General features: G+C 70.5%; 13 protein-coding genes and 2 pseudogenes. 7 read left to right on the top strand and 8 right to left on the bottom strand.

Features of this window, described 5'->3' with window-relative positions:
* Positions 1–105 (bottom strand): annotated as a pseudogene (locus I5G_RS26325) (RNA-binding protein); the annotation flags it as partial.
* 5 nt (positions 106–110) lie between these two features.
* The gene (gene rpsP, locus I5G_RS02875) at positions 111–530 is read right to left on the bottom strand and encodes a 30S ribosomal protein S16 (RefSeq protein ID WP_022877706.1); all 420 of its coding nucleotides are present in this window, start codon (positions 528–530) and stop codon (positions 111–113) included.
* Between the two features lie 189 nt (positions 531–719).
* Here rpsP and I5G_RS02870 point away from each other — a divergent pair, with 189 nt between their 5' ends.
* Both I5G_RS02870 and I5G_RS02865 read left to right on the top strand, forming a co-directional pair.
* Complete coding sequence (locus I5G_RS02870) at positions 720–1,883, top strand: glutamate--cysteine ligase (RefSeq protein ID WP_022877705.1); 1,164 nt, start codon at positions 720–722, stop codon at positions 1,881–1,883.
* A gap of 50 nt (positions 1,884–1,933) precedes the next feature.
* Complete coding sequence (locus tag I5G_RS02865) at positions 1,934–2,671, top strand: SGNH/GDSL hydrolase family protein (RefSeq protein WP_022877704.1); 738 nt, start codon at positions 1,934–1,936, stop codon at positions 2,669–2,671.
* Positions 2,672–2,693: 22 nt separating this feature from the next.
* Here the strand turns inward: I5G_RS02865 and ffh are convergent, their stop codons facing one another.
* Positions 2,694–4,238 (bottom strand): signal recognition particle protein, encoded by a 1,545-nt coding sequence (gene ffh / locus I5G_RS02860; RefSeq protein ID WP_022877703.1) that lies wholly within the window; start codon positions 4,236–4,238, stop codon positions 2,694–2,696.
* A gap of 145 nt (positions 4,239–4,383) precedes the next feature.
* Complete coding sequence (locus tag I5G_RS02855; protein WP_022877702.1) at positions 4,384–4,929, bottom strand: TetR/AcrR family transcriptional regulator; 546 nt, start codon at positions 4,927–4,929, stop codon at positions 4,384–4,386.
* A gap of 63 nt (positions 4,930–4,992) precedes the next feature.
* Between I5G_RS02855 and lipB the strand changes: the two genes are divergently transcribed.
* From lipB to I5G_RS02835, 4 genes are all read left to right on the top strand, one after another.
* Positions 4,993–5,631: a lipoyl(octanoyl) transferase LipB gene (gene lipB / locus I5G_RS02850; protein ID WP_022877701.1), complete on the top strand. Its 639-nt coding sequence runs from the start codon at positions 4,993–4,995 to the stop codon at positions 5,629–5,631.
* A complete protein-coding gene (gene lipA / locus I5G_RS02845) occupies positions 5,628–6,662 on the top strand; it encodes a lipoyl synthase (protein WP_022877700.1) in 1,035 nt (344 codons plus the stop codon). Before lipB ends, lipA begins: the two co-directional genes overlap by 4 nt.
* A 124-nt stretch (positions 6,663–6,786) precedes the next feature.
* Positions 6,787–7,962 (top strand): inorganic phosphate transporter, encoded by a 1,176-nt coding sequence (locus I5G_RS20275; protein WP_022877699.1) that lies wholly within the window; start codon positions 6,787–6,789, stop codon positions 7,960–7,962.
* The gene (locus I5G_RS02835) at positions 7,959–8,288 is read left to right on the top strand and encodes a hypothetical protein (protein WP_022877698.1); all 330 of its coding nucleotides are present in this window, start codon (positions 7,959–7,961) and stop codon (positions 8,286–8,288) included. Before I5G_RS20275 ends, I5G_RS02835 begins: the two co-directional genes overlap by 4 nt.
* A 3-nt stretch (positions 8,289–8,291) precedes the next feature.
* Here the strand turns inward: I5G_RS02835 and I5G_RS02830 are convergent, their stop codons facing one another.
* From I5G_RS02830 to smc, 4 genes and pseudogenes are all read right to left on the bottom strand, one after another.
* The gene (locus tag I5G_RS02830) at positions 8,292–8,720 is read right to left on the bottom strand and encodes an MSMEG_6728 family protein (protein WP_022877697.1); all 429 of its coding nucleotides are present in this window, start codon (positions 8,718–8,720) and stop codon (positions 8,292–8,294) included.
* 4 nt (positions 8,721–8,724) lie between these two features.
* Positions 8,725–9,225 carry a DUF2004 domain-containing protein gene (locus I5G_RS02825; RefSeq protein WP_022877696.1) on the bottom strand — a complete coding sequence of 167 codons (501 nt, stop codon included), beginning with the start codon at positions 9,223–9,225 and terminating at the stop codon, positions 8,725–8,727.
* Between the two features lie 71 nt (positions 9,226–9,296).
* Positions 9,297–10,168 (bottom strand): annotated as a pseudogene (gene ftsY / locus I5G_RS20270) (signal recognition particle-docking protein FtsY).
* Positions 10,169–10,172: 4 nt separating this feature from the next.
* On the bottom strand, positions 10,173–13,700 hold the full coding sequence (smc, locus tag I5G_RS02810; protein WP_022877693.1) for a chromosome segregation protein SMC: 3,528 nt from the start codon (positions 13,698–13,700) through the stop codon (positions 10,173–10,175).
* Positions 13,701–14,163: 463 nt separating this feature from the next.
* Between smc and I5G_RS02800 the strand changes: the two genes are divergently transcribed.
* A complete protein-coding gene (locus tag I5G_RS02800; protein WP_022877691.1) occupies positions 14,164–14,421 on the top strand; it encodes a hypothetical protein in 258 nt (85 codons plus the stop codon).
* Positions 14,422–14,476 lie beyond the last annotated feature (55 nt).

Genomic DNA, 14,476 nt, shown 5'->3' with positions numbered 1-14,476 from the left:
AACCTCCAGCACCTCGCCGCGGGGCGACGTGGCGGAACGGATGGTCACGGCGTCAGGGTGATCGACGATCCCCTTGACGACGTGCTCGAGCGCGGCGGACAGCACGGGTCTTACTCTGCCGAGGTCTCGTCGGCGGCGGCTTCGGGCGCCTCGTCGGCGGCCGGAGCCTCGGCCTTCTTCTCGGCCTTGGGCTTCACGACCGACTTCTTGGCGGCGTCAGCCTCGAAGGCAGCCTTGGGCTCGCGGACCTTGACGGTGGACTTCGCGTCCTTCTCGCCCTTAAACGTGCCCCAGTCGCCCGTGAGCTTGAGGATGGCGCGGACCTGCTCGGTCGGCTGAGCGCCGACGCCGAGCCAGTACTGCGCGCGCTCCGAGTCGACCTCGATGAACGAGGGCTCCTCGGTCGGGTGGTACTTTCCGATCTCCTCGATCACACGACCGTCGCGCTTGGTGCGCGAGTCGGCGACGACGATGCGGTAGTAGGGCGCACGGATCTTGCCGAGACGCTTGAGACGGATCTTGACAGCCACGATTTCTCCTGTGGTGGGAAATGAACGAACCGGTCGCCTGGAGCGTGGGGTGCACACCCGGCGGAAGCTCAAAGAGGAGGACCGGCGCTGGATAGAGGGTCGAGCACCTGGTCCGACCCTCTATTCTGCCAGATGACACGGCGGGTCGCGAACCCGGTGACGCTCGTGTCGCCATGTCAGACTGACCGCATGACGCTGCCGTTCGCCCCGTCCACGCGTTCCTCGGTGGGACTCGAATGGGAACTCATGCTCGCGGACCGCGAGACCGGCGATCTCGTGCCCCGCGCCCCCGAGATCCTCGACCTCGTCGAGGAGGCCACGGCGCTCGAGCGGTACACGGTGACCGGTGAGCTGCTGACCAACACGGTGGAGGTCACGAGCGGCGTCGGTCACACGGTCGCCGAAGCGGTGGACGACATCGCGGATGCCATCGGCGCGCTGCGCGCGCAGACCGAACCGCGCGGCATCGAGCTGCTGTGCGCCGGCAGCCACCCGTTCGCGCAGTGGTACGAGCAGCAGGTCACCGACAAGACGCGGTACCACAAGCTCATCGAGCGCACCCAGTGGTGGGGCCGCAACATGATGATCTGGGGCATCCACGTGCACGTGGGCGTCGACGACGTCGACAAGGTCATCCCCATCGTGAACGCGCTGACGGTGTTCCTCCCCCACCTCCAGGCGCTGTCGGCATCCAGTCCGTTCTGGGCGGGCGAGCGCACCGGCTACGCCTCGAACCGGGCGCTCGTGTTCCAGCAGCTCCCCACCGCGGGCCTCCCGTGGCAGTTGAACGACTGGGCAGAGTTCGAGCGCTACCTCGACGACATGGTCCGGACAGGGGTGATGGCGGATGCCAGCGAAGTCCGCTGGGACATCCGTCCGGCGCCGCGGTGGGGCACCGTGGAGATCCGCGCGTGCGACGGCATGTCGACACTTCCCGAGCTCGCCGCGGTCGCCGCGCTCGCGCAGACGCTCGTCGAGCACTTCTCGCGGATCCTCGACGAGGGCGGCGAGCTGCCCGGCATCCCGCCGTGGTTCGCCCGCGAGAACAAGTGGCGTTCTGCGCGGTACGGACTGGACGCGCGGGTCATCGTCGACCGGCAGGGGACGCAGCTCCCGGTTCGTGAACACTTGCTCGCGACCATGGCGGAGCTGGCCGACATCGCCGTGGAACTCAAGTGCGCGCGGGAGTTCGCGGGCCTCGAGACGATCCTCGCGACCGGCGGCAGTTCCGCGCGCCAGGTGGCCGTGGCCGAGGCCGCCGACGGTTACCTCCGCGCGGTGGTGCAGCATCTCATCCGGGAGTTCCGCGGGGGCCCGACGCTGCGCGAGCATCTCGCCGCGCTTCGGGTCTGAGTCCCCCGCCTCGGCGCAGACTCATAGGTTGGCGACCCTACGATCTCTGCATGCCCCGTCCGCGTCGCGTCGCGTTGCCTCTGCTGGTCGCCGTCGCCGCGGGAGGCGTCCTCGTCCTCGCCGGGTGCGTCCCCGAGCCGAAGAGCGCGGTGGCTCCCCTGACCTTCTCGGCGCCCCCGCTCGTCCCCGTCGCGTCGCCTGCCTCGGAAGAGCCCACCCCGGCGCCGGCACCGCTCCGTGTCGTCACCCTGGGCGACTCGCTGATGTCCGGCGCCGGGCTGGATCACGGCCAGGCGTGGCCCGACCTGCTCGCGACGCGCGAGGACGTCGCGCTAACCAATCTCGCCTGCGCGGGCATGGGCTTCGTCGTCACGGGAGAGTGCGGAACCGCGTACGCGGGCTTCTCCCCCGCGGTCGCGGCGCTGCAGCCCGAAGTGATCATCGTGCAGTCATCGAGCAACGACTTCGGGCAGGACGCCGATCAGATCCGCACCGACACCGATGACACCGTCACGCAGCTCCGCGATGCGGCACCGGACGCGCGCATCGTGGGGCTCAGCACCATCTGGAACGACGACCCGGACGTCCCCGACGACACCGCCGTCACCACCGAAGCCCTGCACAACGCCGTCGACTCCGTGGGCGGGACCTTCGTCGACGTCGGCCAACCCCTCATCGGACATCCCGAGTGGCTCCAAGACGACGATGTGCACCCGACGGTGCGCGGGCAGATCGCGATCGAGCAGACCGTCGTGTCCCGGTTGCAGGACGCGGGCGTGCTCCCCTGACAGAAGCCCCGTGCCGCCGGACTCAGCCGCGGCCGAGGAGCTTCTGCAGCTCGGCGAGGTCGGCTTCGCTCGGCGCCTTCTGACCGCCCAGACCGAAGCCCGAACCTGTCGCCGGAGCCGCGGCGGTGATCCCCGCGTTCTCGGCCGCGCGCTTCGCGGGGTTGCCGGAGCGCGAACCCTTCGCCTTCTGCTGCTTGCCGCGCTTGGACGACGCACCGGGCTTGCCGCCGATCGGCCCCATGCCGGGGATGTTGGGCACACCGCCGCGCGCGACGGTCTTCATCATCTTCGCGGCCTGCTCGAAGCGCTGCACGAGCTGGTTCACGTCGGTCACGGTCATACCGGAACCGCGTGCGATGCGGAGGCGCCGCGAGCCGTTGAGGATCTTCGGGTTCCGACGCTCGGCGACCGTCATCGACCGGATGATCGCCTCGGTGCGGTCGATCTCGCGCTCGTCGAAGTCCTCGAGCTGCTGCTTCATGGACCCCATGCCCGGGAGCATCCCGAGCATCTTCTTCATGGAGCCCATCTTCTTCATCTGCTGCATCTGCTCGAGGAAGTCCTCGAGCGTGAAGGTCTCCGTCGCGAGCTTCTCGGCGACCTTCATCGCCTCGGCCTCGTCGAAGGCCTGCTGCGCCTGCTCGATCAGGGTGAGGATGTCACCGAGGTCGAGGATGCGGGATGCCATGCGGTCGGGGTGGAACGGCTCGACGTCGTCGAGACCCTCACCGGTCGACGCGAAGATGATCGGGCGCCCCGTGACCGAAGCGACGGACAGCGCGGCACCACCGCGCGCGTCGCCGTCGAGCTTCGACAGCACCACGCCGGTGAAATCGACACCGTCCTGGAAGGCCTTCGCCGTGTTCACGGCATCCTGACCGATCATCGCGTCGATGACGAAGAGCACCTCGTCGGGCTGGGTCGCCGTGCGGATGTCGGCCGCCTGCTTCATCAGCTCGGCGTCGACGCCGAGACGGCCGGCGGTGTCGATGATGACGGTGTCGTACTGCTTCTGCTTGGCGTACTCGACGCCGTCACGGGCGACCTTCACGGGGTTGCCGACGCCGTTGCCGGGCTCGGGCGCGTAGATCGCGGCACCGGCGCGCTCGGCGACGACCTGGAGCTGGTTCACGGCGTTGGGGCGCTGGAGGTCGCAGGCGACGAGGAGGGGCGTGTGGCCGTCCTTCTCGAGCATCTTCGCGAGCTTGCCCGCGAACGTCGTCTTTCCGGAGCCCTGGAGACCGGCGAGCATGATGACCGTCGGCGGGTTCTTGGCGAACTGCAGACGGCGCTGCTGGCCACCCAGGATGCCGATGAGCTCGTCGTTGACGATCTGCACGACCTGCTGCGCCGGGTTCAGCGCGCGGTTGACCTCGTCGCCGAGGGCGCGCTCGCGGACCGCGGCGGTGAACTCCTTGACGACGGGCAGCGCGACGTCGGCGTCGAGCAGGGCGCGCCGGATCTCACGGACCGTCCCGTCGACGTCGGCAGGCGTGAGCTGCCCCTTCTTGCGCAGATTGCGGAAGGTCTCTGTGAGCCGGTCGGAGAGGGTGCCGAAAGTCGCCATGATGGGACGAGTTTACGCGGCCCCGCCGCGGACCGCCGCCGGGTGCCAGCGCAACCTCAGTGATCCGCAGAACCTCGGTCCCGATCCGGCCCGTGCGACTGCGGTTGTGCAGATCACGGAGGATGCGACACCGGATGCCGCGCCCTCACGCCGCGGCCAGGGCCTCCGACAGTGTCTCGGTGAGCGGGCGGCCCGCGGTGTGGTCGGCCCAGGCCCACACGGCGGCGAGAACCGCGGCGGCGAGGGCGCCCGCGCGCACCTGTGCGGTCAGCGGCGCGGCGCCGTCGCGGATCAACCGCGCGGCGGTCTCTCGCTGCAGGCGGAACTGCCGGATCGCGCGGTCGCGGTCGAGTTCGGCGGCGATGCCCATGGCATCCGCGTTCACGATGGCCAGCGCGAGCGCGTCGGGGGCGAGCCCGTCGCCGATGGCGAGGAGGACCTCCGGCACGGCGCCTCCGTCGCGCAGGTCCGCGACCGCGGCGTCGACCCGCTCGTCGAAGCCCGACCACAGCACCGCGCTCTTGGCCGAGAAGTAGTTGAAGAAGCTCGAGCGGCTCACGCCGGCGCGGCGGGTGATGTCGGACACGGACGTGGCGTCGTAGCCCTTCTCGAGGAAGAGCTCGCACGCGGCTTCCGACAGCACCTCGCGCGACGACGCGCGCGGGCGTCCCGTGCGGGATTCGGTGGCCATGCCGACAGCCTAGGGCGCGGCATCCATGTATTCTTGGACGCAATCCAACAACCGGGAGCGGTGATGCTCGAGATTCTTCGCGCGGGGCTCGGCCCCGACTACGTGCCGTATCTGGACGGCTGGGCGCTGCAGCGTGTCGTGCACGCCGACGTCGTCTCGGGAACGCGGCCCGACACGCTCCTACTGCTCGAGCACGAACCGGTGTACACCGCGGGTAAGCGCACCGAGGCCCATGAGCGTCCCACCGACGGCACCCCCGTCATCGACGTGGACCGCGGCGGCAAGATCACGTGGCACGGCCCGGGGCAGTTGGTCGGGTACCCGATCGTGCGCCTGCCGGAACCGCTCGACGTCGTCGCCCACGTCCGACGGCTCGAGGGGCTGCTCATCGCAGCTCTCGCGACGCACGGCGTCGAGGGCTTCCGCGTCGAGGGGCGCAGCGGCGTGTGGGTCCGCCGCCCGCTCGGCGTCGACAAGGTCGCGGCGATCGGTGTCCGCGTGGAGAGAGGTGTCACCATGCACGGGTTCGCCGTCAACTGCGACAACACCCTGGCCGGATTCCGCGGCATCGTCCCGTGTGGAATCACGGATGCCGGCGTCACGACGGTGAGCGAGGTCCTCGGCGCCGAGGTCTCCCCCGCCGACATCGTCGACAGCGTCGAGTCCGTCTTCCGCGCCGAGTACTCGGCGGTGGCCGCGTGAGCGCCTGCGGGACCGGCAGCGCCGGGGGCGCGGCATCCACGGCTCCGGGCGGACGCAAGCTCCTGCGCCTCGAGGTGCGGAACGCGCAGACCCCGATCGAGCGCAAGCCCGAGTGGATCAAGACCAAGGCGCGCCTCGGGCCCGAGTACACGGCTCTGCAGAACCTCGTGAAGACTGAGGAGCTGCACACCGTATGCCAGGAAGCCGGCTGCCCGAACATCTTCGAGTGCTGGGAGGACCGCGAGGCGACCTTCCTCATCGGCGGCTCGCAGTGCACTCGCCGCTGCGACTTCTGCCAGATCGACACCGGCAAGCCCGCCGACTACGACACCGACGAACCGCGCCGCGTCGCGGAGAGCGTCTCGCGGATGCAGCTGCGCTACGCCACCGTCACCGGCGTCGCCCGCGACGACCTGCCCGACGAGGGCGCGTGGCTGCACGCCGAGACCGTGCGGCGGGTCCACGCGGAGAACCCCGGGACGGGCGTCGAGATCCTCGCGACGGACTTCTCCGGCAACCCCGCGCTGCTCGAGGAGGTCTTCTCCTCGCGGCCCGAGGTCTTCGCGCATAACGTCGAGACGGTTCCGCGGATCTTCAAGCGCATCCGGCCGGCGTTCCGCTACGAGCGGTCGCTCGGTGTGCTGACCGCGGCGCGCGATGCGGGGCTCATCACGAAGTCGAACCTCATCCTCGGCATGGGCGAGGAGCCCGAAGAGGTCGTGCAGGCGCTGCACGACCTGCACGAGGCCGGGACCGACATCATCACGATCACGCAGTACCTGCGCCCGACACCGCGGCACCTCCCCGTGCAGCGGTGGGTCAAGCCCGCGGAGTTCGTCGAGTTCAAGGAGGAGGCCGAGCGCATCGGATTCCTCGGGGTGCTCGCGGGTCCCCTCGTGCGCTCGTCGTATCGCGCGGGCCGCCTGTGGGCGCAGTCGATGGTGTCCAAGGGCCGCGAGATTCCGCCGCACCTCGCGCACCTCGCGAAGGACATCGCCGCCGCCGACGCAGGCTTCGCGCAGGCGGTGTGAATCGCGGAGGGTAGCCCCCGCCGCCCCGGCGGGGGAAGCACCCTTTCCGTTCGTTTCCGAGGTCTAGCCTGACGCCCGGTCATCCGACCGCACGTGGGAAACACCTCACCGAACGGAGCCCCCGGTGGACCTCGCCGTCCTCATCCCCGTCCTTCTCGTCGTCGCACTCTCGTTCTTCTTCGATTTCACCAACGGCTTCCACGACACCGCGAACGCGATGGCGACCTCGGTCGCCACCGGCGCACTGAAACCCAAGGTCGCCGTCCTGATCTCCGCCGTGCTGAACCTCGTCGGAGCATTCCTCTCCACCGCGGTCGCCAAGACCGTGTCCGAGGGCATCCTGGCCCAGGACTCCCAGGGTCTGCCGGACATCACCGTCCCGATGATCTTCGCGGGGCTGATGGGGGCGGTCCTCTGGAACCTCCTCACGTGGTGGCTCGGCCTCCCGTCGAGCTCCACGCACGCGCTGTTCGGCGGCCTCATCGGCGCCGCGGTCATCGGGGCCGGGTTCAGCGCCGTCGAGTGGGGCGGCGTCGTCTCCAAGATCGTGCTGCCGGCCCTCCTGTCGCCGTTCATCGCGGGATCCGTGGCGCTCGTCGCGACGTACCTCGTCTACCGCGTCACACGCATGGCGACGGTCGCCGGGTCCACCACCGCGTTCCGACACGGGCAGACGGTCTCGGCATCCCTCGTCTCCCTCGCACACGGAACGAACGACGCGCAGAAGACGATGGGCGTCATCACGCTCACGCTCATCGTCGCGGGATACCAGGAGGCGGGCACCGCCCCGCAGTTCTGGGTCATCCTCGGCGCCGGTCTCGCGATCGCCCTGGGCACCTACCTCGGCGGGTGGCGCATCATGCGGACGGTGGGCAAGCGCATCACCGACGTGAAGCCGCCCCAGGGCTTCGCGGCGGAGACGAGCGCGGCATCCACGATCCTCATCTCCTCCACGCTCGGCTTCCCCCTCTCGACCACGCAGGTGACTTCGGGCGCCGTCGTCGGCTCGGGGCTCGGGAAGCGGCTCGCGTCGGTGCACTGGAACGTCGTCGCGCGCATCGCGTTCGCGTGGATCGTCACCCTCCCGGCCGCCGCCCTCGTCGGCGGACTCGCCGCGTGGGCGGCGGGCGCGAGCACGCTGGGCCTGGTGATCGTGCTGGTGGTGGGTCTCGGCGCGTGCGCGGGTCTGTTCCTGCTGGCTCGGCGGAAGCCCGTCTCGGCGGAGAACGTCAACGAGGAGTCCCTGGATGCCGACCACGTCGGTCGTGAGGGCAAGAACACGCAGGAGGCACGCGCATGAACGGTATTCGGCACACCGCTTCCGCGTCGGCCGGATGGCTCGGCGTGGACTGGGGATCCATCGGCCTCGTGTTCGTCGTCGGTCTCGTCGCGACTCTGGTGATCGTGGGGCTCTACACCGCCGGCATCCGGCTCCTGGCCGTCGGGGCACCCGACATCCGGGTGGGGGCGGACGGCGATCCGGAGGGGCGCGACGCGGTCGTGTCCCCGCGGGTCGGGACCCGACCCGTAGCGGCGACGATCGGCGGATTCGCGTGCTTCGCGGGGTTCGCCGCCGCGGTGCTCGTCGGGGTCTACCTCGTCATCCCCGCGTTCCACGGGCACTGACGGTCAGACCGGCCAGATGTACGGCAGGTCGTCGGGCACGTCACCGAAACGGGGACGGTAGAACTCGGCATCCTTCCGCACGAGGTTCGACCGGTGCGCGAGGTGGAACGCCTCGTCGCCGATCCACGGCGGCAGGTCCAGGGCGTCCTGGGCCTGTCCGTCGACCTCGGGCGCGAAGACGAGGATCTTCTTCCGCACGGTGTCGGCGCGGCCCTCGGCGATCCACGCGTCGGTCATGATGAGGCCGTACGAGACGAGCGCCGGCAGGTGCCCGTCCCACATCTTCGCCGCCGGGTGGTGGCGCCAGCCGTGGTCGGGGATCGTGAGCGCGCGCAGCAGCTGGAACGTCTCGACGCGCTGCTTGCCGAGACGGCGGCTGTCGAGCGCCGCGGCGGAGTCGGCGAACGACGGGTACGGCAGGAACGTCTGCACGGGGTCAGTCGGCGCTGGTGACCGACTGCACCTGCCCGTCCGAGGAGAGGTTCACCAGGAGCACGTCGTCGGTCGAGTCGGGGTCGAGCGCGTACTCGAGGACGGCGAAGGGATCCGTTCCGCCGTGCTCGTCGGCGAGGATCGTCATGCTCATCAGCTGCAGCGACTTGATGACGTCGATGTGCGTGTCGCCGGACGGGTCCGAGAGCAGGTCGTCGAGCTCATCGCCGAGAGTCGCCTGCTGCTGCAGGATGTACTCGGTCACCTCGCTCGTGCGGTCGTCGAGCTCGTTGACCATCGCGTTGCGCGCGGCGAGGTCGATCGACTCGAGGGATGAGATCATCGCGGCGGCCACGTCGAGCGCGTCGATGGACACGTCGTCCTGGTCGGGAGCGGTCAGGTCGACGGTGACGCTCTGATCACCGAACTCGACGTTCTCCGACCAGAAGATCGACCCGTCGGGTCCTGACTCGAGGAGTCCGAAGAAGTCGTGCTCGATCGCCATGTCCCCATGAAACCAGCCCGACCGGCCTCGCGAAAGGCGACCCGCCACAGCGCCCGAGTGCGGTAAGGGGATCAGTCGACGAGAGACGCGGCGAACACGTGCGGCGTGAAGCCCGTGAGGTCGCCGATCCCCTCGCCCTGACCGAGGAGCTTGACCGGGATGCCGGTGCGTTCCTGCACCGCCAGGACGAAGCCGCCCTTCGCCGAACCGTCGAGCTTCGTGAGCACGAGCCCCGTGACGCCGGCGCTGTCGAGAAAGGGCTGGGCTGCATCAGGCCGTTCTGCCCCGGTCGTGGCATCCAGGACCAGGAGGACCTCGCTGATCGGGCCTGCTTCTCGATGACGCGCTTGATCTGCCCGAGCTCGTCCATCAGCCCGNCCCTGGTGTGCAGGCGACCCGCGGTGTCGACGAGCACGATCTCGGTACCCGTCTCCTTCGCGTGCGCGACGGTCTGGAAGGCGACGGATGCCGGATCCTGACCCTCGTGCTGGGGGCGCACGATCGTGGCTCCCCCGCGTTCGGCNCACGTCGCCAGCTGGTCGACGGCCGCGGCGCGGAAAGTGTCGGCCGCGCCGACAACGACCGTGCGGCCGTAGCGCTGCAGGAACTTCGCGAACTTGCCGATCGTCGTGGTCTTTCCGACGCCGTTGACACCGACGACGAGGACCACGGCCGGGCGCTCGGTGAGACGCAGCGTGGTGTCGAACTTCGCGAAGTGCTCCTCGAGCGTCTCGCGGAGCATGCGCTGCAGGTCGCGCGGGTCGGTCGTGCGGTAGCGGTCGACCTTCTCGCGCAGCTCGTCGATGAGCCGCTCGGTCACGTCGGGACCGAAGTCGGCCGTCAGCAGAGCCGTCTCGAGGTCGTCCCACGTGGTCTCGTCGATCGTGGGTTTGACGAACAGCCCGCGCAGCGCGCGGCCGAGCGACCAGGAGTTCTCAGCCATTCCCTCAGCTTACGGGGGCCGGTTCCGCCGCAGCGCGTGCGCGGTCGCCCACGCGTTGACCGACGACGGCCGACACACCGTCCTGACGCATCGACACGCCGTAGAGCGCATCGGCGATCTCCATGGTCCGCTTCTGGTGCGTGATGACGATGAGCTGACTGCTCTCGCGAAGCTTCTCGAACACGCCGAGCAGGCGGCCGAGGTTGGCGTCGTCGAGCGCCGCCTCCACCTCGTCGAGGATGTAGAACGGGCTCGGGCGCGCGGTGAAGATCGCGGTGAGGAACGCCACCGCCGCGAGCGACCGCTCCCCGCCGGAGAGGAGCGAGAGCCGCTCGATCTTCTTGCCGACCGGGCGCACCGCGACCTCGATGCCGGTGGTGAGGGGGTTGTCGGGATCCGTGAGCGAGATGCTGCCGGCGCCGCCCGGGAACAGGATCGGGAAGATCTCGCCGAAGGCCGCACGCGTGTCCTCGAACGCGGCGACAAAGATCGTCTGCATCCGTTCGTCGAGTTCGGCGATGATCGTCTGCAGGTCGGCCCGGGTCTGTTGCAGATCGGCGAGCTGCTCGGTGAGGAACGCGTGCCGCTGCTCGAGCGCCGCGAACTCCTCGAGCGCGAGCGGGTTCACGCGGCCGAGCTGGGCGAGCTTGCGCTCGGCCTCCTGCAGCCGCCGCTTCTGCGTCGCGCGGTCGAAGGGTTCGGTCGCGTCGTCCTCTCCGACCGGGATGGGCTGGTCGGGACCATATTCCGAAACGAGAATGTCTTCGTCGAGTGACAGCTCGGACTGCACGCGTTCGAGGAGGCTCGTGACGTGCAGGCGCTTCTCGTGCATCTGCAGCTCGAGCCCGTGGACGCTCTCGGTCAGCCGGGCGAGGCGCTCTCGCACCGCGGTCTCGTCGGCCCGGGCGCGCGCGAGATCGGCGGTCACGGCCGAGCGCGCGGACTCCGCCGCCGCGAGTTCGACCCGCGCCTGGCTGACCGACCGGTCCACCGAGTCGAGCAACGCGGGCAGCGCGCCCGCGACCTCGGCTGCGATCTCGCGCTGCGCTCGACGGATCACGGCGCGTCGGGCCGCCGCGGCAGCGGCCGCGCGCTCGCGTTCGCGCTGCTGCTCGAGCTGCACGATCCGCGCCTCCCCCGCGCGGACACGTTCGCGCAGGGTCTCGATGTCGAGCCGCGCGCGCATCTCGACCTCGCGCGCCGTCTCGAGGTCGGCGAGCATGCCCTCGCGCGCCGAGGCGTCGAGCAACGGTCGCGGGACCTCGAGCGCGCGCTCGAGCGTATCGTCGGCGACACGCGCCTTCTCCTCCGCGTCCGCGACAGCGGCCTGGGCCTGCGCGAGGCCGGCCTCGAGCCGCTCGCACTCCGCGACGGCGGCCTCGTGCCGGACGGTGACGCGGTTCAGCTTCTCGGCGTGGGCCGCGAGGGCGGCGTCGTGCGCCCGGAGCGTCGCGAGCGTCTCCTTGGTGCGGGCGCGCGCCTCGGTGAGCTTCCGCTGCTCGTCGGCCAGCGCCTCGCGCAGGGAGTCGGCGATGACGGTGATCTCCGCGAGACGGTCGGCCGCGGCATCCCGTTCCGCGGCGAGCTCGAGACGAGAACGCCCGCCGCCCGAGCCGGCCCGCAGCGTGCGGGAGGTGAGCACCGCACCGTCCCGTGTCACGAGGACGGTTCCGGCGGGCGCGGCGACCAGCGCCGGCCGCGCCGCCTCCGCGGCCGCGAGATCGTCGACGATGACGACCCCCGACAGGATGCCGCGCACCCCCGCCGGAGCCGACACCACGTCCACCGCTCGCACGCCGCCCGCGATCGCGGGGCCGTCGCCCGCGTCGGGGGCCGAGGCGATCGCGATCTCGACGACGCCGAGGTCCCCCTCGCGCGCGGACCGCGCCGCCGCGAATGCGGCCGCGTCATCGTCGACCAGCAACCCTTCCGCGAGCGTGCCGAGCGCCGCGGCGATCGCGGCCTCGTATCCCGCGGTGACCTTCACGGCATCGCCGACGAGTCCGCGGATGCCGTCGGCCCCGCTCGCGGCGAGGTCGGCGGCCGCGTTGCGGACGTCGAGCGCGCGGCCGAGCGCCGCGGTCTGCGCGGTCAGCGCGTCCCTCTCGCGCTCGGCGGCGTGCAGGCGCTCGCGCAGCCCCGCGACCTCGGTCTCGGTGTCGTTCGTCTCGCGTTGCGCGCGTTCATACGCCGCGGCGTGCTCGGCCGTCGACTCCTCCGGCGTCACGTCGGGGTCGAGGGCGGCGCGCGCCTCCTCGGCCTCGGCGAGGCGTTCGCGCGCGGCATCCAGGGCTCGTTGCTGCCGGTCCACGGCACCGCGTGACACCGCCAGCCCCGATGCCGCGGCCTGCGCCGAGCCGCGGAGAGCAGTGAGCTTCATGTCGTGCTCGGAGACCAGCGCACTCTGTGCCGCGATGTCCGCGTCGAGCGCGTCGAGTTCCGCACGGGCGCGGGCGACCCCGCGGGCCGCGTCCGCCGCGGCATCCTGGGCGTCGCCGAGACCACCCGCGATGTCGTCGATCTCGGCGCGGAGGTCGTCGATCATGCCCTGGGTCACGGTCGGCGCGGCGGCGGAAGCGTCGCCTTCGTCGTCTGCGAGCAGGGTCAGACGCTGACCGGCGAGCGTATACAGCCCGCGCAGGCGCTCCTGCACCTGTTCGAGCGAGAACGCGACGCGTCGGGCACGGTCGACCGCCTCGGAGCGCTGCTCCTCCTCGAGCCTCTCGACCTTGAGCCGGATGCCATCCGCCTGGTCCTGCAGCATGAGCCGCTCGGTGTGGCGCTCGCTCTCGGCCGCCGCGGCGTCGGCCAGCTCGCGACGCAACTGCACCAGCTCGTCGGCGAACAGCCGCGCCTTCGCATCACGGACGACCGCCGCGATCGTGGCCGCCTCCCGCGCGATCTCGGCCTGCTTGCCGAGCGGCTTGAGCTGGCGGCGCAACTCGCCGGCGAGGTCGCTCAGCCGCGTGAGGTTGGTCTCCATCGCCTCGAGCTTGCGGACCGTCTTCTCCTTGCGGCGACGGTGCTTGAGGATCCCCGCGGCCTCCTCGATGAACCCGCGCCGTTCCTCCGCCGAGGCCTGCAGCACCGTGTCGAGGCGCCCCTGGCCGATGATCACGTGCATCTCGCGGCCGAGACCCGAGTCGCTCAACAGTTCCTGCACGTCGAGGAGGCGGCACGTCTGCCCGTTGATCGCGTACTCGCTCGCCCCGGTCCGGAACAGCGTGCGGCTGATCGTCACCTCGCTGTACTCGATCGGGAGCGCGCCGTCGGCGTTGTCGATCGTCAGCTGCACTTCCGCTCGGCCGAGAGGGCCGCGCGTGGACGTGCCGGCGAAGATGACGTCCTCCATCTTGCCGCCGCGGAGCGTCTTGGCGCCCTGCTCGCCCATGACCCACGCGAGCGCGTCGACGACGTTGGATTTGCCCGACCCGTTCGGACCGACGATGCACGTGACCCCGGGCTCCAGCGCGAACGTCGTCGACTGCGCGAAGGACTTGAAGCCCTTGAGCGTGACGCTCTTGAGGTGCATGCGGATGCGCCTTCCCGACCGGTGAACTTCCGCCTCACGCTACCCGACGACCCGCGGAATCCCGCGGTGGCTGGCCGATGGAGGCGCCAGACGACGCGCCCGGGATCCCACCGTTTCTGGAACTTCGCTTGACATCCGCTGAACGACCCCGCTAGCGTCGGGGGTCGCAACCGACTGAGGAAGGAGGTCACTCCCATGATTCGCAACACCACCGGCTTCACCGCCACGGGCTTCACCGCCGCCCCCGTGCTGTCCGCACCCCTGCGCGGAGTGACCACCGTCGTCGGCATGCCTGTTCGTCAGGCGTGACGCCGCCGCGTTGAGACGCTCGTCCGTCTCCGCTCCCGCACCGCCGTCCGATTTCCGGATGCCGTGCGCCCGGGTCGTCTCCGACCCTTCCGCCACCTCTCGCCTCCCGTAGGCCGTGGCCTCTCTGCTCGTCCTTCCTCATCGGAGCCTCCGCATGAACACTTCGCTCACGCGCGCGCCGCAGCACACGGCATCCGCGTTGTCCCTTCCCGTCGTCGAGACCCGTCTCGGTCTCCTCGACCGTCTCTCCCTCCGCCTCGGCCTGTGGCTGCTGACTCGCGCGGCAGCGCGCGCCGATCAGCGTGCGCACCGCACGGCCCCGGCCGACCTCACGAACCACGCCGCTCTCGAGCGCGCGCGGCGCGAGCCCCACTGGCAGCGGCAGGCGCTTCTCTCGCGTCCACCGCTGTGATCCGGCGGGGCCGGTGTCCCCGGCCCCGCCCCTCCCCTCTTCCTTCCACGGAAAG

Source organism: Microbacterium sp. B19, from assembly GCF_000333395.1.
Classification (GTDB): domain Bacteria; phylum Actinomycetota; class Actinomycetes; order Actinomycetales; family Microbacteriaceae; genus Microbacterium.
This window is presented reverse-complemented; position numbering and strand designations above follow the sequence as displayed.